The organism is Microbacterium hatanonis (genome assembly GCF_008017415.1).
Classification (GTDB): Bacteria; Actinomycetota; Actinomycetes; order Actinomycetales; family Microbacteriaceae; genus Microbacterium; species Microbacterium hatanonis.
The window spans coordinates 141,191-166,536 of the sequence record NZ_VRSV01000002.1 but is presented as its reverse complement, the minus strand read 5'-3'; the positions used below and the strand labels follow the sequence as shown (position 1 = coordinate 166,536).

Here is a 25,346-nt window from a genome sequence, read left to right as displayed (position 1 = left end):
ATGCAGTGACGTGATGTCGCCGCAGTCCCCGCCCTGAGCCGGCCCCGCTCGCGAGGAACCGGTCCGGCCATGGTGATAGGACCCGCAGTGCCGCCGAGCCTACCGACCGCCTGTTGCGGCGGTGTTTCGAGGGCGGCGTCAGTCCCAGAAGCCCGCGTGCACCTCTCGGGCGCCTTCGACCTCGACGGGGCCGACGACCTCGATCGCGCGGCCGCCGCGGGCGAAGACCTCGCGGCACGGCATCGCCATCGTCGGCACGCCCTCCTGCTCGCGCACCATCTCGATGAGCTCGTCCTCGCCGATCGCGTACACGACGCGCCCGATCCCCGACCAGTAGATCGCGCCCGCGCACATCGCGCAGGGTTCGGTGCTGGTGAAGAGAGTGGATGCCGCGAGCTCGACGCTCTCGAGCGCGGCGCCCGCCGCACGCACGAGGTTCGTCTCGGCGTGACCGGTGGGATCGCTCTGCGTCAGCACCGAGTTCATGCCCTCGACGACCGTGCCGGCCGGAGTCACCACGATCGCGCCGAAGGGGTGGTCGCCGCGGTCGCGAGCGGCCTGGGCGAGCCGCACGGCGTGGGCGAGGTGGTCGAGATCGTTCATCGGGTCACGTCCTGGAGGGAGGGGATGCAGACGGCGTCGGCCGTCGTCGGGCGGCGGTGAAGGGGTCCGTCACCGTCGCGGAGGGGGGAGCCGGGCGCGCCGTGCCGGGCAGCGACGATCTCGGCGAGCACTGCGATGGCCGTCTCGGTGGGCGAGGCTCCGCCGAGGTCGAGCCCCAGCGGACTGCGCAGCCGGGCGAGCTCGCCGTCGGCGACCCCGCTCTCGCGGAGCAGGTGCGCGCGGTGCGCGACCGTGGAGCGTGCGCCCATCGCCCCGACGAACCCGACGCCGTGGCGGAGTGCGGCGGCGATGGCGGGCACGTCGACCCGCTCGTCGTGGGTCAGCACGCACACGGCGGCGCGCGCGGGGTCGGAGACGAGCCCGCGCAGCTCGTCGGCTGGCAGTCCGACGACGAGGCGGTCGGCGGTGGGGAAGCGTTCGGCGGTCACGAGCCGCTCCCAGACGTCGCAGACGGTCACCGCGAAGCCCGCGGCGCTGCCGACACGGGCGAGGGCCATGGCGTGATCGCCCGCGCCCACGATCACGAGTTCCGGCCGGGGTCGGTGCACCAGTGCGAGAACCTCGCATCCGTCATATGCGTTCTCGAGCATGCGGGTGTCGTCGAGCGCATCTGCGCCGGCGAGATCGATGATCCGCCCCGCGTGGGCCCCCGAGGAGACGAGCCCGACGGCGGTGGGGCGATCCTCGGCCGCGGATCCGAGCGCGGCGATCGCCGCCGCATCCGTCGGTTCTATCCGGTGGACCACCACCGCGACGCTCCCGCCGCAGGCGAGTCCGGCGGCGTGGGCGGCGTCGTCGCTGAAGCCGAGATCGGCGGTGCGCGAGCACCCCGTGGCCAGCACCTCGGTCGCCAGCAGGATCGCGTCGCCCTCGACGCATCCGCCCGAGATCGAGCCGATCACGTCGCCGCTGCGGGTGAGAGCCATCGCCGTTCCGATGCCGCGCGGCGCGCTGCGGGTGATCCGCGCCACGGTCACGACGGCCACGGGCTCACCGCCGCGGAGCACCGGCAGGAGGGCGGACGCGAGTTGGAGCATGCTTCCACGGTAACCCCGTGATGTTTCGGCCAGACGACGCGGGGCTGCGCGGGTAGGGTGAGGCGCCATGGGCGAGGCGGGGCGGATCTGCGGCATCGTGCTCGCCGCGGGTGCCGGAACCCGCTTCGGCGGTCCGAAGGCTCTGGCGCGCACCCCCGAGGGCGAGCCGTGGATCGCCAGGGCCGCGCGCGCCCTTCGAGACGGCGGCTGCGACGAGGTCGTGGTGGTGCTCGGGGCCGGGGCGGATGCGGCGGCCGACCTCGTCCCCGACGGCACGCGCGTGGCGATCGCCGCCGACTGGGCGGGCGGTCTCTCACACTCGCTGCGGGCGGGGCTGGCAGCCGCGGCGGAGGCGGACGCGGCCGTCATCGTGCCGGTGGACACCCCCGACGTCCCGGCCGCCGCCGTGGCGAGGGTCATCGGCGGGGCGGAGCGGGCGCCGCTCGTCCGCGCGGAGTACGACGGCCGGCCGGGTCACCCCGTCCTCGTGCGCGCCGACCATTTCGCGGCCCTCGCCAACGCGGTCACCGGCGACGTCGGCGCCGGTCCGTACCTGGCCCGACACCGTGCGCTGCGCGTCGACTGCTCCGACCTGTGGTCGGGCGAGGATCGCGACCGCCGCTGAGTCCGCCGTCGCGAAGGTAGGACGATCACGCTGGTGCAGGAGGATCGGCGCGGAATCCTCCTGCGCCGGCGTCATCTCCTACGCCGGCGCCATCCTCCGGCGCCGCATCCGCCGCCTCAGCCGCCGATGACGACATTCAGCGGCGGCTCTCCGGCGACCAGTCGGTCGATCTGGCGCCGCACCAGGCGCGCGATCCGCGGTCCCATCGCGCTCGATGCCCCGCCGACGTGCGGTACGACGAGCGCCCCGGGCAGCGACCACAGGGGGTGGTCCTCGGGCAGCGGCTCGGGATCGGTCACGTCCAACGCCGCTCGCAGGCGCCCGGATCCCACCTCGGCCACGAGCGCATCGGTGTCGATGAGCGGGCCCCGGCCCACGTTGACCACGAGCGCGTCGTCGGGGAGAGCGGCGAGCGCCGCGGCGTCGAGCACGTGGCGGGTCGCGTCGCCGCCGGGGAGCGACGCGATGACGATCTCCGTGTCGGCGAGCACCTCGTGCAGGTCGTCGATCGCGCGGACGACGATGCCGTCCTCCTCTCGCGCCCGGCTCGCGACCGCGGTCAGCTCGACCTCGAATCCGGCCAGACGCGCCGCGATCGCCTTGCCGACCCCGCCGAAGCCGAGGAGCGTCACCCGACGATCGGCCAGGCTCTCCGAGAACCGCGCGCGCCAGGAGTGCTCATCCTGGGCGCGGACGAACTCGGGGATGCGGCGCTGGGCGGCGAGGGTGAGGGCGACGGCGAGCTCGGCGGTCGACGCCTCGTGGACGGTGGAGGCATTGGCGAAGGGGAGCCCGGGCGGGAGGAGCTTCTCCATGCCCTCGTACCCGATCGACTGGCTCTGCAGCAGGCCGATGTCGACGCCGCGGATGCGCTCGATGACGTGGGTCATCGTCATGTAGGGCGGCACGACCATGTCGAAACGGTCGCGGGGCGCGGGGCCGTCCATCGGCCAGACGACGAGGTCGACGCCCTCCGGCAGCGGCTGGAGATCGGCGGCGAGCCGATCGGTGGGAACGGATACGACGATGCTCTCTCGGGGGGTCACCCTCTCACGCTACGGCGTACGCCCGTCGACATCGGGCATCGTGAAGTCGGCGAAGTCGAAACCCGGCGAGACGAGGCAGCTCACGAGCGCGTCGTGATCGGCCGGGAGCGTGCGCTGCCACGCACCGGGCGGCACCACGGCCTGCGGGGCGTGGCCCTCTCCGGCGTCGCCCACGACGATCGTCTCGCCCGGTTCGGGCTCGTCGCCCTCGCCGCCCAGCTGCAACGCCACGGGACCGACGCCGCTCGCGATCCAGATCTCGCTCGACGAGACGCGGTGCCATCCCGACGCTTCGCCGGTCGGCAGAAGGAAGAGGATGAGCGTGGCGGCGGGCCGCGTCGCGCCGCCGACGGCGACCGTGGCGGGAGAGGTCCACGTGCGCCGGTACCAGCCGCCCTCGGGGTGCGGCTCGAGTCCGAGCTCGACGGCCAGGGCGGGGCGCTCCAGGCGCTCGATGAGCCGTCCGTCGAGCGTGCGGCGTTCGGCGAGCGCGTCGTCGGCCATCGGATGCGGCGGGGTCAGGCCGCGGTCGCCACGACGGCGGCGATCGCCGAGGCGAAGAAGCCGATCCCGTCGACGCCCGAGCGCATCGCGAGCGACGTGGACGGGCCGAAGCCGGGTTCGACGGCGTGTTCGGGGTGCGGCATGAGGCCGACCACGTTGCCGCGCTCGTTCGTCAGCCCGGCGATGTCGTCGAGCGAGCCGTTCGGGTTGACGCCCAGATAGCGGAACGCGACGAGGCCCTCGCCGTTGACGCGGGCGAGCGTCTCGGCGTCGGCGATGTAGCCGCCGTCGGCGTTCTTCAGCGGGATCACGATCTCGTCGCCCTCGGCGAACTCGCTGGTCCACGCGGTCGATGCGTTCTCGACTCGCAGGCGCTGGTCGCGGCGGATGAACTGCTGGTGCGCATTGCGGATCAGCCCGCCCGGAAGCAGGTGGGCCTCGACGAGCATCTGGAAGCCGTTGCAGATGCCGAGCACGGGCATGCCCTTGGCCGCTGCATCCTTCACCTCGCTCATGATGGGCGCGAGGGCGGCGATGGCGCCGGCGCGCAGATAGTCGCCGTAGCTGAAGCCGCCGGGTAGCACGAGGGCGTCGACCCCCTGGAGGTCGTGGTCGCCGTGCCACAGCGCGACGGGTTCGGCCCCGGCGATGCGGACGGCGCGTTGGGCGTCGCGGTCGTCGAGCGAGCCCGGGAACGTGATGACGCCGATCCGCACCGTCATTCGACGACCTCGATGCCCACGACGTCTTCGATGACGGAGTTGGACAGGATGCTGTCGGCGATCTCGCGAGCGGCCGCGAGCGTCGCGTCGTCGACGGGGCCGTCGACGGTGAGTTCGAACCGCTTTCCGATGCGGACGGACGAGAAACGCGTCTCTCCCTGGCGGGCGAGGGCGCCGGCGACGGCCTTCCCCTGCGGGTCGAGCAGCTCGGCCTTGGGCATGACGTCGACGACGATGGTGGGCATTTCGGCTCCGAGTGTCGCGGGAAGAGGGGCACCGCCCATCCTACGGGCGCGGGCTCACCCCTATCGAATGTCGTGGGAGCGCTCCCTTGACGCCATGAGAGCGATCCCATACGGTGGCCTCGAGCAATGAGAGCGCTCCCATGAACGCTTGCTCGCACCTGTTCCGATCATCGAAGACCCGAACACACCAGGAGTGAACCGTGAGATCACCTGCACTGCACCGCACCGCCATCGTCGCGGTGGCTCTGACGTCGTCCGCCCTCGTCCTCGCCGGCTGCTCCGGCGGCGGCTCGACCGGGGAGGGGACCGACGGCGACATCACGCTGACGGTCACCACCTTCGGCACCTTCGGATACGAAGACCTCTACGCCGAGTACGAGGAGCTCAATCCGAACGTGAAGATCGAGGCGACGAACATCGACACCGGCGGCAACGCCCGCACCGATGCCTTCACCAAGATCGCCGCGGGCTCGGGTCTGTCCGACGTCGTCGCGCTCGAGGAGGGGTGGCTCGGCGCGATCATGGAGGTCTCCGATCAGTTCGCCGACCTCCGCGACTACGGCATCGAAGACCGCAAGTCCGACTGGGTCGACTGGAAGTACGCGCAGGGCACCGACCCGTCCGGTCGCGTCATCGGCTACGGCACCGACATCGGCCCCGAGGGGCTCTGCTACAACAAGCCCGCCTTCGAGGCCGCCGGGCTCCCGACCGACCGCGAAGAGGTCGCCGCCCTGTTCGACGGCGACTGGGAGAACTACTTCGACATCGGTCGGCAGTACCACGAGACCACCGGCAAAGCCTTCTACGACCACTCCGGGTTCGTCTGGAACGCGATGGTGAACCAGCTCGACGAGGGCTATTACACGAGCGACGGCGAACTCAACGTCGAGGGCAACGTCGAACTGCAGGATCGCTTCGAGCTGCTGGGTGCGGCGACCGAGGACGGCCTGTCGGCCGCGCAGACGGCGTGGGACTGGAACGGCGGCAAGTCGTTCCTCGACGGCACCTTCGCCACCTTCGTCTGCCCCGGCTGGATGCTCGGCACGATGGAGGGCTCGATCGAGGGCGCCGGCGGCACGGCCGACAACGGCTGGGACTTCGCAGACGCCTTCCCCGGCGGCCCCGCGAACTGGGGCGGCGCGTTCCTCGCGGTGTCCGAGACCTCGCAGCACAAGGAGGCGGCAGCCAAGCTCGCCGACTGGCTGACGCAGCCCGACCAGCAGGTGAAGCAGTCCGCCGCCGCGAACAACTTCCCCAGCACGGTCGCGGCCCAGGAGACCCTGGCCGCCGAGGCGACGCCGAACGAGTTCTTCAGCGACGCGCCGACCGGAGCGATCCTCGCCGAGCGAGCGAAGGGCGTCGTGGCGCAGTTCAAGGGCCCGGATGACTCGGTGATCCAGGAGAACGTCTTCGGTCCGGCGCTGAAGGCGCTCGACCTCGGAAACACCGACACGCAGGGCGCGTGGCAGCAGGCCCAGGACCTCCTGAAGGAACTGGTCGGCTGATCCGTCTCGGGGGTCGGGGCCTGCGTGCTGCGGACGCAGCGGGCCCCGACCCTCGCCAGCGAGAGGACCCCTCATGACCGCCACACTGCCATCGGTGGATGCTTCGCCCACCGCCCCCGCACCGCGCCGCTCGGCGCCCCGCCCTCGCCCCGCGTGGCGGATGCGCCTGTCCACAGCCGACCAGAAGGGCGCGCCCTACCTCTACATCGCCCCGTTCTTCCTCCTGTTCGGGCTCGTGGGTCTCTTCCCGCTGGTCTACACGCTCGTCGTCTCGCTGTACGACTGGGACCTCCTGAAGGGGCAGGGCGACTTCGTCGGGCTCGGCAACTTCATCGAGATCCTCACCGACGGGATGTTCTGGAACTCGGTGTTCAACACCGTCAGCATCTTCCTGCTGTCGGCGATCCCGCAGCTGGCCGTCGCCCTCGTCGTCGCCTACCTCCTCGACCGGGGCCTCCGCGCCCCCACCTTCTGGCGGATGAGCGTGCTCGTGCCGTTCGTCGTCACCCCCGTGGCCACCGCGCTGATCTTCTCGAGCATCTTCAACGACGCCGACGGTCTCGCCAACAACCTCCTCAACCTCTTCGGCATCGCCGATCAGGCCTGGAAGCAGGACCGATTCCTCAGCCACCTGGCGATCGCGATCATGGTCAATTTCCGCTGGACCGGGTACAACGCCCTCATCCTCCTGGCGGCGATGCAGGCGGTGCCGCGCGACCTGTACGAGTCGGCGGCGATCGACGGCGCCGGCCCGGTGCGACGGTTCTTCTCGATCACCATCCCGACCATCCGACCGACTCTCATCTTCGTGATCATCACCGCCACGATCGGCGGGCTGCAGATCTTCGCCGAGCCCCGCCTGTTCGACGTCTCCACGGCCGGCGGCATCGGCGGCAGCGACCGGCAGTTCCAGACCACCGTGCTGTTCCTGTGGGAGCTGGCATTCTTCCGCCGCAACCTCGGCGAGGCCTCGGCGGTGGCGTGGCTGCTGTTCCTGCTCATCGTCGGCTTCGGCCTGGTCAACTTCCTCATCGCGCGACGCATCTCCACCGGCGATGCGCGCGTCTCACGCCGTGCGCGACGGGCCGCCGCCCGCCGCGAGAAGACAGGAGCGTCGTCATGAGCGTCGTCGTGCCCGAACCCCTCCCCGCCGTGCAGGTCGACACGCTCGACACCGACCCGCCGCGCCGACCCGGGCGTGGGCGACGCCTGCGCGAGACGGGCACGGCCGGCATCGGCAGTCGCCCCGGGTTCCTCACCTACGGACTCCTGGCCGCGTTCATCATCGGCAGCGTCTACCCGCTGTGGTGGTCGGTGGTGGTCGCCTCCGGCACGAACGCCACGCGTGGTGAGACCCTGCCGCTCGTGCCGGGCGGCAACTTCCTCGCCAACGCGGTCAAGGTGCTCGATGCCATCCCGTTCTGGCTGGCGCTGGGCAACTCCGTGCTCATCTCGGCGATCATCACGCTCTCGGTGGTGACGTTCTCCACGATCGCGGGCTACGCGTTCGCGAAGCTGCGCTTCCGCGGACGCAGCGGCCTGATGCTCTTCGTGATCGCGACGATGGCGATCCCGACGCAGCTCGGCATCATCCCGCTGTTCATGGTGATGCGCGAGCTCGGATGGACCGGCACCATCGGCGCGGTCATCGTGCCGACCCTCGTCACCGCCTTCGGCGTCTTCTTCATGCGGCAGTACCTCGTCGACGTCATCCCCGACGAGCTGATCGAGGCTGCGCGGATGGACGGTGCGAACCAGTTCCGCACCTTCCTGACGGTCGGGCTTCCCGCGGCCCGTCCTGCCATGGCGATCCTCGGACTGTTCACCTTCATGACGGCGTGGACCGACTACCTCTGGCCCCTCATCGTGCTCAGCCCTCAGAACCCCACCCTGCAGACGGCGCTCAGCCAGCTGCAGTCGGGCTACTACATCGACTACTCGATCGTGCTGGCGGGGGCCGTCATGGCGACCCTCCCGCTGCTGGTGCTCTTCGTGCTCGCGGGGAAGCAGTTGATCAGTGGGATCATGGCCGGGGCGGTAAAAGGATGACTGTCACCGTTTCCACGCCCCGACCGATGGGATCCCGCTCCATGACCCTTACCGACGCGACCACCACGACGCCGCTGCGGCCCTTCCCCGCCGACTTCCTGTTCGGCGCGGCGACCGCCGCCTACCAGATCGAGGGCGCCGCGGCCGAGGACGGCCGACGCGACTCGATCTGGGATGCGTTCGCGCGGGTTCCCGGTGCGGTCATCAACGGCGACAACGGCGACGTGGCCTGCGACCACTACCACCGGTACCGCGACGACGTGGCGATGATGAAGCGGCTCGGGCTCCAGACGTACCGCTTCTCGACGTCGTGGTCGCGGGTGCGTCCCGACGGGGGAGCGGTGAACCCGAAGGGCGTCGACTTCTACGAGCGCCTCGTCGACGAACTTCTCGCGGCCGACATCCTGCCCTGGCTGACCCTGTACCACTGGGACCTCCCGCAGGCCCTCCAGGAGGAGGGCGGGTGGACGAACCGCGACACCGCGGAGAAGTTCACCGAGTACGCCCTCGACATGCACGACGCCCTCGGTGACCGTGTCGGCGTCTGGACGACGCTCAACGAGCCCTGGTGCTCGTCGTTCCTCAGCTATACCGCGGGCATCCACGCCCCGGGGCACTTCTCGACGGGTGAGGGGATGCTGGCGGCGCACCACCTGCTGCTGGGGCACGGGCAGACCGTGCGCGAACTGCGCGCGCGTGACTCGTCGCTCAACCTCGGGCTCACGCTCAACCTCACCGTCGCCGATCCGGTCGACCCGACGGTCGCGGCCGACGCGGACGCTGCCCGCCGCATCGACGGGCAGTTCAACCGGTGGTTCCTCGACCCCGTGTTCCGGGGCGCGTATCCGGCCGACATCGTCGAGGACTTCCGCCGCGTCGATGCGGAGGCCGTCGCGACGTGGGAGGCGGCGGTGCGCCCGGGCGACCTCGAGGTCATCTCGACCCCGATCGAGACCCTCGGCGTGAACTACTACCACGGTGAGTTCGTCGGCGGCACGCCGCCGACCACGCCGCCCGGCGGCGGAGACGCGCCGACCGACCGCGTCACCCGTTCCCCGTTCCCGTCGGTCGACGGGATCTACTGGCACGACCGTGGTCTTCCCCGCACCCCCATGAACTGGGAGGTGCAGCCGGAGGGGCTCACCCGTCTCCTGCGTCGTGTCGACGAGGAGTACTCGGCCGCCGTGGGCACGGCGCTGTTCGTCACCGAGAACGGGGCCGCCTACGACGACGAACCGGTCGTGGAGGACGGCGAGCGCCGCGTGCACGACAGCGGCCGGGCGGACTTCGTCGGCGCCCACCTGGGTGCCGTGCTCGACGCGATCGAGCACGGGGTCGACGTGCGCGGCTACTTCTACTGGTCGCTGATGGACAACTTCGAGTGGGCGTGGGGCTACGAGAAGCGGTTCGGCATCGTGCGCGTCGACTACGACACCCAGGAGCGAACGGTGAAGGATTCGGCGCTCCAGTACAGTCGCATCATCGCCGCGCGCGCGCTCGAGGGCTTTCCCGCGTCCTCGTAGCACTCTCCGCCGGTCGGGGAGGAATGTCATGGTCATCAGTGCGTCGACCATCGAAGAGGTCGCGGCGCGCGCCGGGGTGTCGCGCTCGACCGTCTCGCGCGTCGTCAACGGCTCGCCCGCGGTCTCGGAGGTCGCCCGGGAATCGGTGCGGCGTGCCATCGACGACCTCAACTACGTGCCGAACCGCGCGGCGCGTGCGCTCGCGAGCCGGCACAGCCAGGCGATCGCGCTCGTCGTCCCCGAGGACACGGCGAGGTTCTTCGGCGACCCGTTCTTCGCGGCGGTCGTCTCGGGCATCCAGGCGCGACTGGCGAGTACCGACTACATCCTGAACGTGATCCTCGCCACGGGCGACCCGGGCGACAAGACCACCGGCTACCTGCGCAGCGGCAGCGTCGACGGTGCGATCATCGTCTCCCACCACGACAACGACACCTTCATCGACCGCATCGCCGGCGCGATCCCCGTCGTCTACGGCGGGCGGCGCGTGCGTGTGCGCGATGAGGACCACGTCGTCGACAGCGACAACGTCGGCGGTGGTCGCGCGGCCACCGAGCACCTCCTCGAGCGGGGACGGCGGCGCATCGCGACCATCACCGGGCCCCCGTCGATGCGCTCCTCGCTCGATCGGCTCGACGGGTTCCGCGCCGTGCTCGACGACGCCGGGCTCGCCCCCGTGGCCGTCGAGGACGGCGACTTCTCGGAGGACGGCGGAGCCGCCGCGATGCGTCGCATCCTCGCGAGCGGTCAGGAGGTCGATGCGGTCTTCGCCGCGAGCGATCTCATGGCGCGCGGCGCGCTGCGTGTGCTGCGCGATGCCGGGCTCGCGGTGCCCGACGACGTGGCTGTCGTCGGCTTCGACGACTCGATGATCGCGGCGACGACCTCGCCGCCGCTGACGACGATCCGTCAGCCTTCGCGCGGGCAGGGTGAACGCCTGGTCGAGATCCTGCTCGACCTCCTCCGGGGCGCTTCTCCCGAGCACGCCACCGTCATGCCGATCGAGCTCGTGGTGCGCGAGTCGACCTGACCGGCGTCGGTCAGAACCAGGTCGTGAGCACCGGCTGACGCGCAGAGCGCAGCAGGCCGTCGGCGGTCGCCGCGTCGCCGGGGGCGCGCTCCGTGATGCGCCCGGCTGCGGCGAGGGTCGCCGCCGAGACGCCGCCGAACAGGAGCGGTGCGAGCAGGTCGACCGGGAGGTCGATCAGCGGGCCGGAGGATGCTTCGGCCTGCGCCACGCGCGCCGTTCCCGCCGCATCCGTCTCGATCGAGAAGACGCCGTCGGCGAACCCGAGCGGGTCGCGCACGCGCAGGGTGAGGGAGCCCGCCCCGCCGTACGTACGAGCGCTCAGCACGGCGGGCGCGTCGAGCACGCGGGCCCAGAGGTGCTCGCGCAGCTCGAGGGTGCGGATCATGCGGGGATTCGCGACGAGCCAGGTCAGCGGTTCGTCGGTCGAGCGCAGCGACGCCTTCACCGTTCCGATGAGGTCGAGCTCGAACAGGTAGCGCCAGAGCGCGCGGTAGGCATCGTCGGTGGTCGTCACGAGGTAGTCGACCTCGAGGATCTGCGCCGACCAGTCGTGCGGGTCTTCGCTCACGTGATAGACCGCGAGTCCGCGGGGAGTGCCCGACTCGTCGTCGTAACGCACGAAGCGGCGCTTGCGGCGTTCGGCCGCGTCGGAGGGGGCGCCGAACAGGCGGTCGAACCGGTGTCCGACGATGCCGACGTCGCCGGGCGTCGCCCGCCGCGCCTCGTCGAACAGCGTGCGGGCGGTCGTCATGGCGATCTCGCGGCTGATCAGCTGCACGCGCCCGGGGGCGTCGGCACCGACCCAGCCCGCACGGCGCACGTCGACCTCGAACCGGCTGGCCCACGTGACGGGGCCGAAGCCGTACCGACCGTAGATCGTGGCCTCCGACACCGTGAGCACGGCCATCGGCAGGCCCGCTTCGACGGCGGTGCGCAGTTCGCCCTCGAGCATGGCCCGGGCGATGCCTCGGCGTCGGTGAGTCGGTGCGACGGTGACCGCGCTGATCGCCCATGCGTCGACCTCGCCGCCGGGGAGGGTCACCGGGGCGGGCCAGCCCGCGACCGTCGCGATGGGGATCGCCGGGTCGGCGAGGGTGTCGTCGAAGACTCCGATGGTGCGCTGCAGAACGAAGTCGTCGCGCAGCTCGGCCAGGAACTCATCGGTCGGAGCACCGTCGTGGAAGCCGCGCGCATCGGCTTCGACCCACGCGCGGACGGCCGCGTCGTCGGTCGCGTCGATCGCGGACATCCGCAGACCGCGACCGGCCAGTGCGGCGGTCGATGTCGGGTCGGCGGGAAGGGCGGAGATCTCGGCGGGCATCCCCCGAGCCTAGCCGCGGGCCGTGCGCCGCTCCAGGGCGACCGGCGGAGCCCGCCGGCCGCCCAGAGGTTCAGACGAGCGGGCGCAGACCCGCGACGAGCGGCGTCGTCGGACGCCCGATGAGCCGGGCCATCGTGCCGTCGGCGTCGGCGAGGGCTCCGTCGCGGATGCCCGCCTCCAGCGCGGTCACGAAGCCGATCGAGCCGGCGTCCAGGCCGGCGGCCTCCAGGGCTGCGGCCTGCTCCTGCGTCGACAATGACTGGTAGGCGACGGGGCGGCCGGTGATCTCGGTGGCGGCCGCGGCGAAGTCGTCGAAGGTCCAGCTCGTGTCGCCGCTCAGTTCGTAGACCTCGCCGATGTGCCCGTCTTCGAGGAGCACGACCGCGGCCGCTTCGGCGAAGTCGGCGCGGGTCGCCGACGCGATCCGGCCGTCTCCGGCGCTCGAGGCCACGACGCCGGTCTCGGCCGCGCGCGCGAGGTCGGTCGCGTGGTTCTCGGTGTACCAGTTGTTGCGGAGGATCACCGCGGGGAGCCCCGACGCGGCGATCGCCTCTTCGGTCGCCTTGTGCTCGGGCGCGAGCGGCAGTTCGGACGTGTCGGCGTGGGCGAGGCTGGTGTAGACGAACTTCGACACGCCCGCGGCGACGGCGGCGTCGATGACCGCCTGGTGCTGCGCGATGCGCTGGCCGACCTCCGACCCGGAGATGAGCAGCACGGTGTCGACGCCCTCGAGCGACGACGCGATGGTCGCAGGCACGGCGTAGTCGAGCGCGGAGACGGTCACGCCGCGCTCGGCGAGGTCGGCGGCCTTGGCCGTGTCGCGCGCGCCGGCGACGATGCTCTGCGGCTCGGCCCCGCGGGCGAGGAGGCTGTCGATGACGAGGCGGCCGAGGTTGCCGGTCGCGCCGGTGACGAGGATGGTCATGGGGTGCCTTTCGTATGTGGACACGAGCAAGAACCGTCGGATGCGGCGAAACCATCCCTCGCGGAGGTACCCACTTCTGCGTAAGGTACTGGCATGTCGGTGAGTTTTGCGGAAATACGGGGTGAGACCGACGGGGTCTTCTCCGAGGGGTGCAGCACCCGGACGGTGCTCGATCACATCATGAGCAAGTGGGGGGTTCTCGTGCTCTCCTCGCTGTCGGACGGGACGCTGCGCTGGGGGGCGTTGCGCCGAGCCATCGACGGCATCAGCGAGAAGATGCTCGCGAGCACCCTCAAGACCCTCTGCGACGACGGTCTGGTGCACCGGGAGTCGTTCCCCTCGGTGCCGCCGCACGTCGAGTACAGCCTCACGCCCCTGGGACGCGACCTCATGGAGCGCATGCTGCCGCTGGTCGAATGGGTCGCGCAGAACGCCGAGACGATGATCCGCCCCGAGACCCGCCCCGCGGCTTAGAGCGGATCGCCGCCGAGGGGGCCGACCGCGGGGATCGGCCCACCGTCGTCGGCGCCGGTCTTGCGCAGACGCGCGATCGCGTTGCCCAGGTGGTAGATGACGAGCGCTGCCACCGAGCCGAGCACGATGGCGCCGAGCTGGAAGTCGCCCCACTGCATGGTGAATCCGGCGATCGCGAGCACGAGAGCGACGGCGCCGGTGTACTGGTTGACCGGGCGCGAGAAGTCCACGCGGTTGTCGACCCAGATCTTGATGCCGATGATGCCGATGAGCCCGTACAGAGCGGTGGTGACGCCGCCGAGCACCCCGGGAGGGATGGTGTTGAAGACCGCGCCGATCTTCGGCGAGAGGCTCAGCACGATCGCCGCGGCGCCCGCGACCCAGTACACCGCGGTCGAGTAGACGCGGGTGGCCGCCATGACGCCGATGTTCTCGCCGTAGGTCGTCGTTCCCGAGCCGCCGAAGAGGCCGGCGAGGGTGGTCGCCGCGCCGTCGGCGATCAGGGCGCGGCCGGTCGAGCGGTTGACCGATGCATCCGTCATCGTGGCGACACCGCGCACGTGCCCGACGTTCTCGGCGACGAGCACGAGGACGACGGGGAGGAACATCGCGATGACCGACCAGGTCTGCGGCGACGTGACGTCGGCGAGCTGGAACTCGGGGAACCCGATCCACGCCGCATCCGCCACCGGAGTGAAGTCGATCTCGTTCTGGATGAGGGCGGCGATGTACCCGACGATCACGCCGAGGAAGATCGAGATGCGCCCGAGGAAACCGCGGAACAGCACGCTGAAGAGGATCACCGCGGCGAGCGTGATGGTTCCGGTCAGCGGCGCCTCGCGGAACGACGTCCAGGCGACGGGGGCGAGGTTGAACCCGATGAGGGCGACGATCGCACCGGCGACCACCGGGGGCATGAGGCGGTCGACCCAGCCGAGGCCGGCGAACTGCACGATCACACCGACGGCGGCCAGCAGCAGCCCGACCGCGACGATGCCCGCGAGGGCCGACCCTGTGCCGGCGGTAGCGGTCGCCGCGGTGATCGGAGCGATGAACGCGAACGACGACCCGAGGTAGCTGGGCAGCTTGTTGCGCGTGACCACCAGGAACAGCAGCGTTCCGACGCCCGAGAAGAACAGGGTCGTCGAGACGGGGAAGCCCGTGAGCACCGGCACGAGGAACGTCGCGCCGAACATGGCGATGACGTGCTGGATGCCGATCGCGACGGTCGCGCCCCAGTTCATGCGCTCGTCGGGGGCGACGACGGCCCCGGGGGCGACGGTGCGGCCGTTTCCGTGCAGCTTCCACAGCGCCATGATGTTCCTCCCGGAGATTCGCTCACGTCACCTTACCGACGCGGGCGGCCGCCGCTGCGCGAGAGCACGGACGGCCCCCGAGCGCACGGCGCGTGGCCGTACCGGTCCCGTGCGTCGGGGCGCACCCCGTGCGCCCGGCGTACCCGGTCAGCTCGCGGTGAGGCGCTCGAGCAGTTCGGCGTAGCGGTCGCGGGTGCGCTCGACGATGTCGGCGGGGAGAGTGGGCGGCTCGCCCTCGCGGTCCTCCCAGTTCGCCGCGAGCCAGTCGCGCACGATCTGCTTGTCGAAGCTGGCCATGCGCTCCTCGGGTGTGGTTCCCGAGGCCCAGGCCGCCGCATCCCAGTACCGCGACGAATCGCTCGTGAGCACCTCGTCGGCCAGCGTCAGCACTCCGGTCCCTGAGCCCGTCGAAGGGCGGCCGAACTCGAACTTCGTGTCGGCGAGGACCAGCCCGTGCTCCTCGGCGGTCGCCGCCGCGCGCCGGTAGATCTCCAGCGAGGTGTCGCGCAGCTCCGCCGCGCTCTCGGCGCCGACGATCTCGACAGTGCGCTCGAACGAGATGTTCTCGTCGTGCTCGCCGAGGGGTGCCTTGAACGCCGGGGTGAAGATGGGCTCGGGCAGCCGGTCGCCGTTCGCGAGGCCCGCGGGCAGGGCGATGCCGCACACGGTTCCCGACGCCCGGTACTCGGCCCATCCGGAACCCGTGAGGTAGCCGCGCACGACGCACTCGATCGGCTCCATCTCGAGCGAGCGCACCAGCATCGATCGGGCGACGACCTCGCGCGGGATGATCTCGCGCGCCTCGTCGCCGACGAGCTCGTGGTCGGCGATGAGGTGGTTCGGGATGCGTCGCCCGCCGTCGCCGCCGCCGAGACGGTCGAACCACCACAGGCTCAGCGCGGTGAGCAGTTCGCCCTTCTGCGGGATGCCGGGGGAGAGCACATGATCGAACGCGCTCACCCGGTCGCTCGCGACGACGAGCATGCGGTCAGCGGCCCCGTCGGAACCTTCCGGCACGTAGAGATCGCGCACCTTCCCGGAGTAGACGTGACGCCAGCCGGGCAGTTCGGTCGTCGAGCTCATCCGCCCATTATCGCGGGGCGGCGCGGCTACCGCGGAGTCAGTCGATCGACGAAGTCGTGCGCCTCGTCGATCAGCGACCGCCAGGTGTCGGCGCCGGCGCTGGGCGTCACGGTCACCCACTCGCGCATCTCCCGCTCGCGCATGACCATGCGCAGCGCCGTGCCGTCGGCGCACAGCGCGTCGGCACGCGACTGGGGCACTTTCGCGATCAGTCCGCCCTGGTGCTCGACGAAGGCGTACACCTTGCCCCGGACTCGCAGGCCCTCCGTGCCGAACATGGGCCCGATGTCGACGTCGGGACGCGCGAGGTGGTCGGCGGCGATCGGATCGAAGATCTCGTGCGCCCTCTCCATCGCGGCTCTGTCGACCATGCCGACACGGTAGCGCGCGTCGGCCCTGAAGCGTATAGTCCACGTGGACTAGTCGAGATGGAGTGACCGAATGAGCGACGCCGCCCGCCTGACGCCCCTCGGGGTCGTCGTGCTCGCGCTCCTGCGCGAGGGCGAGATGCATCCCTACGAGATGATGCGGATGCTGCGACAGCGCCGCGACGACCGGCTCGTGCGCATTCAGAACGGCACGTTCTACCACACCGTCTCGCGCCTCGAGCGGGCGGGGCTCCTCACCGAGGTGGGCGTCGATCGCGACGGCAACCGCCCCGAGCGCACGACCTACCGGCTCACCGATGCGGGCGACACGGCCGTCATCGACTGGGTGCGACGGGAGCTGCCGCGTATGGATCACCCGGCGGAGTTCCGTATCGCGCTCGCCGAGGCCCACAACCTCGATCGGGGCGAGGTCGCCGCTCTCCTCGCGGAGCGCCGCATCGCCCTCGTCGCCGAACTCGACGCGCATCGGAGGGGTCTCGCCGACTCCGCGACGCGCGGCACCCCCGATCAGTTCCTCGTCGAGGTGAGTCGCCAGGCGACCTTGCTCGACGCCGAGCTCGCCTGGCAGGACGCCCTTCACGCGCGCCTCGTCGACGGCTCGCTCCCGTGGGGGGTCGATGAGATCCCCGACCACGTACATCACTCGAACGCCGCTATCCGAAAGTCCCTGTCATGACTTCACCGCGCACCGCGCCCGTCGCCGCATCCACTCCCGAACGAAGCCCCTGGCCCGCGCTCTTCGCGCTCGTCATCGGGTTCTTCATGATCCTCGTCGACACCACGATCGTGTCCGTCGCGAACCCCGCGATCAAGGCGGCGCTCGACCCCACCACGACCAACCTCGACAACGTCGTGTGGGTCACCAGCGCCTACCTGCTGGCCTACGCGGTTCCGCTGCTGATCACCGGACGCCTCGGCGACCGCTTCGGCCCGAAGAACATCTATCTCATCGGTCTCGCCGTCTTCACCCTCGCCTCGCTCGCGTGCGGCCTGTCGGGCTCGCTCGAGGTGCTCGTGGTCGCGCGCGCCGTGCAGGGGCTCGGTGCCGCGATGATGACCCCGCAGACGATGGCCGTCATCACGCGCACCTTCCCGGCGAACCGGCGCGGTGCCGCCATGGGCCTGTGGGGAGCGACCGCGGGCGTCGCGACTCTCGTCGGGCCGCTCGCCGGAGGGCTCCTCGTCGACGGATTCGGCTGGGAATGGATCTTCTTCATCAACATCCCCGTCGGCGTGATCGCGTTCGTCGCGGCCTGGCGTCTCGTTCCAAAGCTCGCGACGAACCCGCACCGGTTCGACATCCTCGGCGTGATCCTCAGCGCGATCGCCCTCTTCCTCATCGTGTTCGGCCTGCAGGAGGGCGAGCACTACGACTGGGCGGGCTGGGTGTGGGCGATGATCGCCGCCGGCGTCGTCGTGCTCGCGGTCTTCATCTGGACGCAGGCCCGCACGAAGGCCGAGCCGCTCGTTCCTCTCGGGCTCTTCCGCGAGCGCAACTTCTCGGTGTCGAACCTCGCGATCACCACGGTCGGATTCACCGTGACGAGCATGACGCTGCCGCTGTTCTTCTTCATCCAGCTCGCCCGGGGCCTCACTCCGACCCAGTCGGCGCTGCTGCTCATCCCGATGGCGGTGCTCTCGGGCGTGCTCGCGCCGTTCGCCGGCCGGCTGCTCGACCGCACCGACCCGCGTTTCCTGCTGGTGCCCGGGCTCGTCCTCGTGGCCGGATCGCTCATCTGGTACTCGACGCTCATGAACCTCGACACCCCGATCTGGATGTTCCTCCTCCCCTCCGCGATGATGGGCATCGGCAACGCAGGCATGTGGGGCCCCCTGGCGACCACCGCGACGCGGATGCTGCCGCGCGATCAGGCGGGCGCCGGCGCGGGCATCTACAACGCCACCCGCACGATCGGGTCGGTGCTCGGCTCGGCCGCGATCGCCGCGTTCATGCAGTCGCGGCTCGAGGCCAACCTCCCCGGCGCGTCGGATGCGACCAGCGGGTTCGGCGGAGGCACACTGCCGGCCCAGGTCGCCGGGCCTTTCGCCGAAGCGATGTCGCAGACGATCCTGCTCCCCGTCGCGGTGATGGTGGTCGGCATCATCGCCGTCCTGTTCCTGCGCCGCCCGAGCGTGATCCCCGCGCACGGCGAGCGTCGCGCCGCACCCGCGGCGGCCGACAACTGAGGGTCAGCCGGCCAGGTCGAGGAAGTCGTCGACGGCGGCGAGATCGCGGCGGAGCTTCTCTCCGCGCGACCTCGCCGCCTCGGCGAAGTGCGCGCGACGCTCGGGGGTGAGCCCGGCGAGCGGATGCTGCGGAGAGGCGTCGCGCGAGTCGACGAGTTCGGCGATCTCGTCGAGGCTGAAGCCGAGCGGTTTCATGAGCATGACGAAGCGGGCCTTGGCTTCGTCGGCCTCGGAGTAGAGCCGGAAGTTCCCGTCGCTGCGGCCCGAGGGGGTCAGGAGCCCGATCTCGTCCCAATGCCGCAGCGAACGCTGTGAGAGGCCCAGACGGTCGGCGAGCTCGCCGATGTGCATCGTGCGTTCGCCCACGGTTCCTCCAATCAACCCTTACGTAAGGGTAGAGTTTCATGCGGCGGTCCCTCCGCCGCATCCATTCTCTTGCCCGGCGGCCACGGCCGCCCATTCGGGAGCCCCATGACCTCCGCCCCGCCCGCCCCCGCGCGCCCGCGCATCGAACCCACCGTCCTGCAGGCGCTGCGGAGCCCGCGCCTGCTCACCCGCGAGGTTCTGGCGGGGCTCGTGGTGGCGATCGCGCTGATCCCCGAGGCCATCGCGTTCTCCATCATCGCGGGCGTCGATCCGCGCGTCGGACTGTTCTCGTCGTTCGTGATGGCCGTCGCCATCGCGTTCCTCGGCGGTCGACCCGCCATGATCACGGCCGCGACCGGCGCGGTCGCGCTGGTGATCGCCCCCGTCGCCCGCGACCACGGCATGGACTACTTCATCGCGACCGTGCTGCTGGGAGGGGCTATCCAGATCGTGCTCGCCGTGCTCGGGGTGGCCAAGCTCATGCGCTTCATCCCGCGCAGCGTCATGGTGGGCTTCGTCAACGCGCTCGCGATCCTCATCTTCATCTCGCAGGTGCCGCACCTCATCGGCGTCCCCTGGGCGGTCTATCCGCTGACGGCGGCGGGCCTTCTGATCATGTTCCTCATGCCGCGCCTCACCCGTGTCGTGCCGGCGCCGCTGGTCGCCATCGTGCTGCTGACGGCGGCCGTCGTCGTCTTCTCGATCGCCGTGCCGACGGTCGGTGACCAGGGCGAGCTGCCACGGAGTCTCCCCGAGCTCTTCCTGCCGCAGGTGCCGCTCACCGTCGACACGCTCGCGATCATCGCGCCGTACGCCCTGGCGATGGCGGTCGTCGGACTCCTCGAGTCGCTGATGACGGCGAAGCTCGTCGACGAGATCACCGACACCCGCTCGCCCAAGACCCGCGAGGCGTGGGCGCAGGGTGCGGCCAACATCCTCTCGGGAGCCTTCGGGGGCATGGGCGGGTGCGCGATGATCGGGCAGACCATGATCAACGTGAAGGCCTCCGGTGCCCGCACGCGCATCTCGACGTTCCTGGCCGGCGTGTTCCTGCTGGTACTGGTGCTCGTCTTCGGCGACGTGGTCGCGATCGTCCCGATGGCCGCGCTCGTGGCCGTCATGGTCGTCGTCTCGGTCGCGACCTTCGACTGGCACAGCGTGCGCCTGTCGACCCTGCGGCGCCTGCCCAAGAGCGAGACGGCCGTCATGGTGCTCACGGTGGCGGTCACCGTCTGGTCGCACAACCTCGCGATCGGGGTGATCGTGGGTGTGGTCGCGGCCATGGTGCTCTTCGCCCGTCGCGTCGCGCACTTCGCCACCGTGACCCGCACCGACGTCGGCGACGACGCGGTGCGCTACACGGTCGACGGCGAGCTGTTCTTCGCCTCGAGCAACGACCTCACGACCCAGTTCGACTACGCGGCCGACCCCGACCGCGTCGTCGTCGACCTCGCGCGCTCGCACGTCTGGGACGCCTCGACGGTGGCGGCTCTCGACGCGATCGAGACGAAGTACGCCGCCCACGGCAAGAGCGTGGTCTTCGAGGGGATGAACGAGGCCACGACCGCGTTCCACCGTCGCCTCAGCGGCGGCCTCGGGGCCGGCCACTGAGGCCGGGCACCGGCACGCGGATCAGTACGCGGCGACCCGCGCGGCGATATCGGTGCGGTACTGACCGCCCTCGAGCTCGATCGCCTCGATCGCGCGGTACACGCTCGCCCGCGCCTCGGCGAACGTCGTTCCGAGCGCCACGACGCTGAGCACGCGGCCGCCGGTGGCGACCAGGCCGTCGTCGACGCGGGCGGTCGCGGCATGCGCGAGGTGCACTCCGTCGACGTCGGCCGCCGCTTCCAGCCCGTGGAGGGTGCGTCCGGTCAGGGGCGCCTCCGGGTAACCGGCGCTCGCGAGCACGACGGTCACGGCGGTGGCCTCGGCGAAGGCGGGACGCGGGTGGCTCTCGAGAGTGCCGGAGGCCGTGGCCAGCAGCAGCTGCGACAGCGGGTCGACGAGGCGCGGCAGGACGACCTGCGTCTCGGGGTCGCCGAAGCGCGCATTGAACTCGATCACGCGGACGCCGGCGGCGGTGAGGATGAGGCCGGCGTAGAGCAGGCCGATGAAGGGGGTGCCCTCGGCGTCGAGCTGGCGGACGACGGGCTCGGCCACCTCGCGGGTGACGAGATCGACGAACTCCTCCTCGCCGCCGAAGCGCTCCGACAGCCACGGCAGCGGCGAATAGGCGCCCATGCCGCCGGTGTTCGGGCCGGCATCGCCGTCGAGGAGGCGCTTGTAGTCCTGCGCGGGGCTGAGCGGGCGCACGGTGTCGCCGTCGGACAGGAAGAACAGCGACACCTCGGGGCCCTCGAGGAACTCCTCGATCAGCACCGGTCCGCGGGGGAGGAACGCCTCCGCGTGGCCGATGGCCTCGGCGCGGTCGCTGGTGACGATGACGCCCTTGCCCGAGGCGAGGCCGTCGGCCTTGACCACGTAGGGCGCGCCGAACTCGTCGAGCGCGGCGGCGACGGCGGCGGAGTCCTGCGCGCGCAGGGCACGGCCCGTGGGCACCCCCGCCGCATCCATCACGCGCTTCGCGAACGCCTTGGAGCCCTCGAGCTGCGCGGCGGCCTTGCCGGGGCCGAACACGGGGATGCCGCGGGTGCGCAGTGCATCCGCCACGCCGGCGATGAGCGGAGCCTCGGGACCGACGACGACCAGGTCGATCGACTCGTCGTCGGCGAAGGCCGTGACGGCGTCGGGGTCGTTCGGATCGAGGTCGACCAGGTGCGCGTCGGAGGCGACGCCGGCGTTGCCGGGAGCGGCGAAGATCGCGTGCGCCTCATCCTCCGAACGCAGGGCGAGGATGATGGCGTGCTCGCGCGCGCCGGAGCCGAGGACGAGGATTCTCACCCGCCCACCCTATCGACCGGGTTTCCGCGCGTAGCGTGGAGGTCATGGCGCGACGGATCGAGACCGGTGACGGACGAGCGGCACTGGGGGCGGTCTCGGCCGCCGATGCCGCCGGACACCCGCCGGCGCGCAGCGACCTGGCGACCGCCGTGCGCTACTTGCTGCAGCTGCTGGTGGAGAAGGCGCCGGGCAACTCGGTCGAGGTGCGGGTGCCCCCGTTCGGCGCGGTCCAGGTGATCGAGGGGCCGCGGCACACGCGCGGCACGCCGCCGAACGTCGTGGAGACCGACGCCGCGACGTGGATCGCGCTGGCCACGGGAGGCGAGGAATGGGCGGATGCTGCGGCCGCGGGCCGCATCGTCGCCTCGGGCGTGCGGGCCGACCTCTCAGCCCTGCTTCCCCTGCGTCCCTGACGGCTTGTCCCCGGCCGTCGGTGCGCTCGCGCGCCGACGGCGGACGAGCACGACGGCCGCCACGACGAGGCCGGCGACGACCACGAGGAGCGCGACGAGGCTCCACGGAACGGCGAGGGTGGAGAAATCCGTCACGACGGACGCGAGCTGTCCCGCCCCGAGCCCGACGCCTTCGGGGTCGATGACGACCGCCCCCGAGAGCCACCCGAGGGCGGAGACCGGGAGCGTGCGGCGCATCTCGATCGTCGAACCCGGGATGACCTCGTCGAGCTGCTCCGCGGTCGTGCGGCTCGCGAACAGTCCCACGGGGCCCGCCGCCTCGATCGCACCGACGCCCGTCAGGCGGGTGTTGCCGGTGTTGCGGAGGGCGTACTCGACCGTCAGCGTGCCTGCCTCGAAGGGGTTCCACGACGGCGTGTACGAGGCGCGCACGTTCTCGACCTGGGCGGCGGGCAGCAGTGCGCCGGCGACACGGACGTTGATGCGGGTGCCCAGGCGGCGTTCGACCGACAGGATCGCCGAGGCGTCGGCGCCCGCGAGGGACGTCACGAGGCCCGCGGCGTGGTCGCCCGGCTGCGCACCGGTGGGCACGGTGAGGGTGAAGGGGATCTCGGCCTGGGCCCCCGGCTCGAGCACGATCTGGGAGGTCGCCACGCTCACCCAGAGGCCGGCGTCGTCGGAGGCGGACGCATCGGCGACGAGGTCCACGTCGCCGCCGGCCGTGGTGAAGGCGTCGGCGGCGTAGACGTCGAGGGGGAGGGCGACGGTGCCCGTGTTGACGACGACCATGGCGTCGCTGACGCTCGCTCCGGGTTCGAGGTCGTAGCTGAAGCTGCCTCGCCCCGTCCCGTTCTCACTGTCGACGGTCTTCACCGTCCATGCGACGCCGCCGCTGTCCGCCGCGATCGCGGGGGTGGCGAGACCGAGGACGAGGAGGGCGGATGCAGTCGCTGCGGCGAGCATCGTCGTGGAGCGGTGAGCGGGCACGGCGGGTCTTTCGGGTTACGGGGTCTGCGGTGAGCGACGCGGGGCCCCGGCGACGGCCGGGACCCCGCGCACGCTCACTCCGACAGGGCGGTGATGGTGATGGTGCTGGTGTACTGACCCGCCGGGGTCGTGCCGGGGAGCACGAGCGACAGGTCCGCGCCGACCGTGGCGGTGACGGCCGCGGTCGACGATGCGAGGGCGCGCGAGGACGCGAGCCCGGTGCCGCCGAGCTGGCTCGAGGTGACCGGGGCGCCCGCCGAGACGAGGCTGCCGCCGGCGACGACCTTCGGGGTCCAGCCGAGGAAGCCGGCCGAGAAGGTCTGCGCGCCCGACGTGAAGTCCGACGCCTGCCCGGCGATCGACCACGTGTACGGCGATGTTCCACCGGCGCGGGTGTCGGTCACCACGATGTCGGTGAGCGATCCGGAGGCGACGAAGTTCGTCCCCGCCTGCGCGGCGACGCCGAGGTTCGCGGGGCTCGAGCCCTCGAACGCCCAGCCGAACGAGCCGGTCGCCTCATCCACCCACTCGGGGATCTCGACGACCACGTCGTCGGCCCCCGTGAAGGTGAGCGGCGTGAACGTCTCGAAGGGGGCGTACACGGTGCCGCTGCCGCCGTAGGTGTAGATGCCGTAGTTGCCGGCGAGCAGGTCGTTCGCCTCCGACGCCGAGACGGTGATCTGCGTGGAGAACGATCCATCGGCCTGCAGCGTGATCGCGCCGGCGTTCGCGCCGCCGATCGTCGCCGCGCTCGCCTCGGGGACGGCCCACTTCTGCGTCAGCACCTTGCGCGCCGAGCTCGCCGCCCCCGCGGAGGGCTTCCAGGCGTCGAGGAACTTGCCGAACACGACGTAGGCACCGCTGAACTGGCCGGCCAGCGGCGGGCGTGTGCCGTTGGTGGAGGTGCCGCTCGGCACGAAGCCGGAGCCGGTGATCGTGAGGGTCTCGCCGGTGCGCGAGATGCCTTCGGTCTTCGAGACCGACACCGACGGCGCGGCGGGGGCGGCCGCGACGGAGTAGCCCACGGTCAGCGGGCTCGCCGGCTTGGCCGCGTCACGCGATCCGCCCGAGGAGTACCAGTAGCTCGACTGACCGGTGAGGTTCTGGAAGTCGACGTACGACTGCGGGAACGATCCCCAGTTCGTGCCGGTGCGCGTCTGAGCGGTTCCCGTCGTGGTGACCTCGACGCCCAGGTAGGCGGGCGTCGCCGTGAAGCCGGTGTCCGAGACCTGGCCGGCCGCGATGTCGGCGAGCACGATCTGCTGGTCGGCGATCGGCACCCACTGCGTCTGATCCTCCATGGACGTGCCGTAGCCGCTGGCCGTCGCCGTCAGCTGCCCGTTGCCGTTCGCGTCGAGCGAGAGCGTCGGGTCGGACGCGGTCCAGTACGTCAGGCCGCCGTAGAAGGCGACCGTGAAGTCGCCGTCCCATGCGAGCTGCACCGACCCGTCGGAGGCCACCTGCCCCTGACCGTTGGAGATGTTGACCTGGATCTTCGTCAGCGACGTCGTCGACGCCGCGCTCACGGCGGTGCCGGAGGGGTTCTTGCACTTGTCCGCCCAGGCGACGGGCACCTGCGCGCCGGTGGCATCGGGCTTCGTGACGGAGACGTTGCCCGCGGTGGTCTGGAAGAAGCCGTCGGCCTCCGTCCAGACACGGGAGCTCCCGGTGTTGCCGGCCTTCCCGGCGCTGAGGAAGTTGCAGCCGCCGAAGAACGCGCCGCCTCCCGCTTCGCCGCTCAGCCCCCAGCTGAGGGTGGCGTTGGTCACCGCACCCGCGGTCGCCGCCTGTGCCGGCGCGGCGAAAGCCACCGCGCCGCCGAGTGCGAGCGCCGCGGCGGCGACGACGGCGGCCGAGCGGTTGAACCGTCGACGCATGGTCGAAGAATCCACGTTCGTTCCTTTCGTGATGCCATCCCTCATCGCGCGGCGGTGTCGGGTGCCGGCGTCATCCTGAGAAAAGGATGTGGGATAGTAGGTGAGGCTTACCTAACCATGTCCGAGCTCTTTCCGGCAAGATGGAAGTAAGCCTGACCTAACTTCGACCACCTTCCGACCCGCCGGGGGCCGTC

General features: G+C 71.2%; 26 protein-coding genes. 11 read left to right on the top strand and 15 right to left on the bottom strand.

From position 1 onward, the window contains the following. Positions 1-138: 138 nt before the first annotated feature. Both FVP77_RS10995 and FVP77_RS10990 read right to left on the bottom strand, forming a co-directional pair. On the bottom strand, positions 139-603 hold the full coding sequence (locus FVP77_RS10995; protein ID WP_147894667.1) for a nucleoside deaminase: 465 nt from the start codon (positions 601-603) through the stop codon (positions 139-141). Next, a complete protein-coding gene (locus tag FVP77_RS10990; protein WP_187266909.1) occupies positions 600-1,661 on the bottom strand; it encodes an XdhC family protein in 1,062 nt (353 codons plus the stop codon). Before FVP77_RS10990 ends, FVP77_RS10995 begins: the two co-directional genes overlap by 4 nt. Positions 1,662-1,728: 67 nt before the next feature. On the opposite strand from FVP77_RS10990, the gene FVP77_RS10985 reads away from it, so the two are divergent. Next, positions 1,729-2,286 (top strand): nucleotidyltransferase family protein, encoded by a 558-nt coding sequence (locus tag FVP77_RS10985; protein ID WP_147894665.1) that lies wholly within the window; start codon positions 1,729-1,731, stop codon positions 2,284-2,286. 116 nt (positions 2,287-2,402) lie between these two features. Here FVP77_RS10985 and FVP77_RS10980 read toward each other — a convergent pair whose 3' ends face one another. Genes FVP77_RS10980 through FVP77_RS10965 form a run of 4 tightly spaced genes read right to left on the bottom strand, consistent with a single transcriptional unit; the run spans position 2,403 to position 4,803 of the window. After that, positions 2,403-3,332 (bottom strand): 2-hydroxyacid dehydrogenase, encoded by a 930-nt coding sequence (locus FVP77_RS10980; RefSeq protein ID WP_246134082.1) that lies wholly within the window; start codon positions 3,330-3,332, stop codon positions 2,403-2,405. A 9-nt stretch (positions 3,333-3,341) separates the two neighbouring features. After that, the gene (locus tag FVP77_RS10975) at positions 3,342-3,836 is read right to left on the bottom strand and encodes a cupin domain-containing protein (protein WP_147894664.1); all 495 of its coding nucleotides are present in this window, start codon (positions 3,834-3,836) and stop codon (positions 3,342-3,344) included. A 14-nt stretch (positions 3,837-3,850) separates the two neighbouring features. Further along, positions 3,851-4,558, bottom strand: coding sequence for a phosphoribosylformylglycinamidine synthase subunit PurQ (gene purQ / locus FVP77_RS10970; RefSeq protein ID WP_121151286.1), 708 nt, complete (start codon positions 4,556-4,558; stop codon positions 3,851-3,853). Beyond that, positions 4,555-4,803 (bottom strand): phosphoribosylformylglycinamidine synthase subunit PurS, encoded by a 249-nt coding sequence (locus tag FVP77_RS10965; RefSeq protein WP_121151288.1) that lies wholly within the window; start codon positions 4,801-4,803, stop codon positions 4,555-4,557. Before FVP77_RS10965 ends, purQ begins: the two co-directional genes overlap by 4 nt. 200 nt (positions 4,804-5,003) lie before the next feature. Between FVP77_RS10965 and FVP77_RS10960 the strand changes: the two genes are divergently transcribed. The 5 genes from FVP77_RS10960 to FVP77_RS10940 all read left to right on the top strand — a co-directional run bounded on the left by FVP77_RS10960 (position 5,004) and on the right by FVP77_RS10940 (position 10,910). Then, entirely contained in the window at positions 5,004-6,308 is a 1,305-nt protein-coding gene (locus tag FVP77_RS10960) for an ABC transporter substrate-binding protein (protein WP_147894663.1), read from the top strand. Between the two features lie 73 nt (positions 6,309-6,381). Continuing rightward, positions 6,382-7,431 carry a carbohydrate ABC transporter permease gene (locus FVP77_RS10955; protein ID WP_147894662.1) on the top strand — a complete coding sequence of 350 codons (1,050 nt, stop codon included), beginning with the start codon at positions 6,382-6,384 and terminating at the stop codon, positions 7,429-7,431. Then, the gene (locus FVP77_RS10950) at positions 7,428-8,357 is read left to right on the top strand and encodes a carbohydrate ABC transporter permease (protein WP_246134081.1); all 930 of its coding nucleotides are present in this window, start codon (positions 7,428-7,430) and stop codon (positions 8,355-8,357) included. The genes FVP77_RS10955 and FVP77_RS10950 overlap by 4 nt, the downstream gene beginning before the upstream one ends. Positions 8,358-8,398: 41 nt before the next feature. Continuing rightward, complete coding sequence (locus tag FVP77_RS10945; RefSeq protein WP_147894661.1) at positions 8,399-9,880, top strand: GH1 family beta-glucosidase; 1,482 nt, start codon at positions 8,399-8,401, stop codon at positions 9,878-9,880. A gap of 28 nt (positions 9,881-9,908) precedes the next feature. Further along, positions 9,909-10,910 (top strand): LacI family DNA-binding transcriptional regulator, encoded by a 1,002-nt coding sequence (locus FVP77_RS10940; RefSeq protein WP_147894660.1) that lies wholly within the window; start codon positions 9,909-9,911, stop codon positions 10,908-10,910. A gap of 10 nt (positions 10,911-10,920) precedes the next feature. Here the strand turns inward: FVP77_RS10940 and FVP77_RS10935 are convergent, their stop codons facing one another. After that, a complete protein-coding gene (locus FVP77_RS10935) occupies positions 10,921-12,231 on the bottom strand; it encodes a GNAT family N-acetyltransferase (RefSeq protein WP_147894659.1) in 1,311 nt (436 codons plus the stop codon). Between the two features lie 70 nt (positions 12,232-12,301). Next, positions 12,302-13,156 carry an SDR family oxidoreductase gene (locus FVP77_RS10930; RefSeq protein ID WP_147894658.1) on the bottom strand — a complete coding sequence of 285 codons (855 nt, stop codon included), beginning with the start codon at positions 13,154-13,156 and terminating at the stop codon, positions 12,302-12,304. A 93-nt stretch (positions 13,157-13,249) separates the two neighbouring features. On the opposite strand from FVP77_RS10930, the gene FVP77_RS10925 reads away from it, so the two are divergent. Beyond that, entirely contained in the window at positions 13,250-13,630 is a 381-nt protein-coding gene (locus tag FVP77_RS10925; protein WP_147894657.1) for a winged helix-turn-helix transcriptional regulator, read from the top strand. On the opposite strand, the gene FVP77_RS10920 is transcribed toward FVP77_RS10925, so the two are convergent. The 3 genes from FVP77_RS10920 to FVP77_RS10910 form a co-directional block, all read right to left on the bottom strand. Then, a complete protein-coding gene (locus FVP77_RS10920; RefSeq protein ID WP_121151306.1) occupies positions 13,627-14,946 on the bottom strand; it encodes a uracil-xanthine permease family protein in 1,320 nt (439 codons plus the stop codon). The genes FVP77_RS10925 and FVP77_RS10920 overlap by 4 nt on opposite strands. A 147-nt stretch (positions 14,947-15,093) precedes the next feature. Then, positions 15,094-16,029, bottom strand: a complete 936-nt coding sequence (locus FVP77_RS10915; RefSeq protein ID WP_147894656.1) for a phosphoribosylaminoimidazolesuccinocarboxamide synthase — start codon at positions 16,027-16,029, stop codon at positions 15,094-15,096. A gap of 26 nt (positions 16,030-16,055) precedes the next feature. Further along, positions 16,056-16,400, bottom strand: a complete 345-nt coding sequence (locus tag FVP77_RS10910; RefSeq protein ID WP_147894655.1) for an MmcQ/YjbR family DNA-binding protein — start codon at positions 16,398-16,400, stop codon at positions 16,056-16,058. Between the two features lie 70 nt (positions 16,401-16,470). Here FVP77_RS10910 and FVP77_RS10905 point away from each other — a divergent pair, with 70 nt between their 5' ends. Further along, positions 16,471-17,094: a PadR family transcriptional regulator gene (locus FVP77_RS10905; RefSeq protein ID WP_147894654.1), complete on the top strand. Its 624-nt coding sequence runs from the start codon at positions 16,471-16,473 to the stop codon at positions 17,092-17,094. After that, positions 17,091-18,605 carry an MFS transporter gene (locus tag FVP77_RS10900; RefSeq protein WP_147894653.1) on the top strand — a complete coding sequence of 505 codons (1,515 nt, stop codon included), beginning with the start codon at positions 17,091-17,093 and terminating at the stop codon, positions 18,603-18,605. The genes FVP77_RS10905 and FVP77_RS10900 overlap by 4 nt, the downstream gene beginning before the upstream one ends. 3 nt (positions 18,606-18,608) lie before the next feature. Here FVP77_RS10900 and FVP77_RS10895 read toward each other — a convergent pair whose 3' ends face one another. Further along, positions 18,609-18,971 carry a helix-turn-helix domain-containing protein gene (locus FVP77_RS10895; RefSeq protein WP_147894652.1) on the bottom strand — a complete coding sequence of 121 codons (363 nt, stop codon included), beginning with the start codon at positions 18,969-18,971 and terminating at the stop codon, positions 18,609-18,611. A gap of 105 nt (positions 18,972-19,076) precedes the next feature. Between FVP77_RS10895 and FVP77_RS10890 the strand changes: the two genes are divergently transcribed. After that, entirely contained in the window at positions 19,077-20,582 is a 1,506-nt protein-coding gene (locus FVP77_RS10890) for a SulP family inorganic anion transporter (protein WP_147894651.1), read from the top strand. Positions 20,583-20,603: 21 nt separating this feature from the next. Here FVP77_RS10890 and purD read toward each other — a convergent pair whose 3' ends face one another. Then, entirely contained in the window at positions 20,604-21,875 is a 1,272-nt protein-coding gene (gene purD, locus FVP77_RS10885; protein ID WP_147894650.1) for a phosphoribosylamine--glycine ligase, read from the bottom strand. Between the two features lie 44 nt (positions 21,876-21,919). Here purD and FVP77_RS10880 point away from each other — a divergent pair, with 44 nt between their 5' ends. Beyond that, positions 21,920-22,288 carry a sterol carrier family protein gene (locus FVP77_RS10880; RefSeq protein ID WP_147894649.1) on the top strand — a complete coding sequence of 123 codons (369 nt, stop codon included), beginning with the start codon at positions 21,920-21,922 and terminating at the stop codon, positions 22,286-22,288. Here FVP77_RS10880 and FVP77_RS10875 read toward each other — a convergent pair. Both FVP77_RS10875 and FVP77_RS16835 read right to left on the bottom strand, forming a co-directional pair. After that, complete coding sequence (locus FVP77_RS10875; RefSeq protein WP_147894648.1) at positions 22,262-23,275, bottom strand: WxL protein peptidoglycan domain-containing protein; 1,014 nt, start codon at positions 23,273-23,275, stop codon at positions 22,262-22,264. The two genes, FVP77_RS10880 and FVP77_RS10875, sit on opposite strands and share 27 nt — an antisense overlap. Positions 23,276-23,349: 74 nt before the next feature. Beyond that, the gene (locus tag FVP77_RS16835; protein WP_187266908.1) at positions 23,350-25,167 is read right to left on the bottom strand and encodes a hypothetical protein; all 1,818 of its coding nucleotides are present in this window, start codon (positions 25,165-25,167) and stop codon (positions 23,350-23,352) included. Positions 25,168-25,346 lie beyond the last annotated feature (179 nt).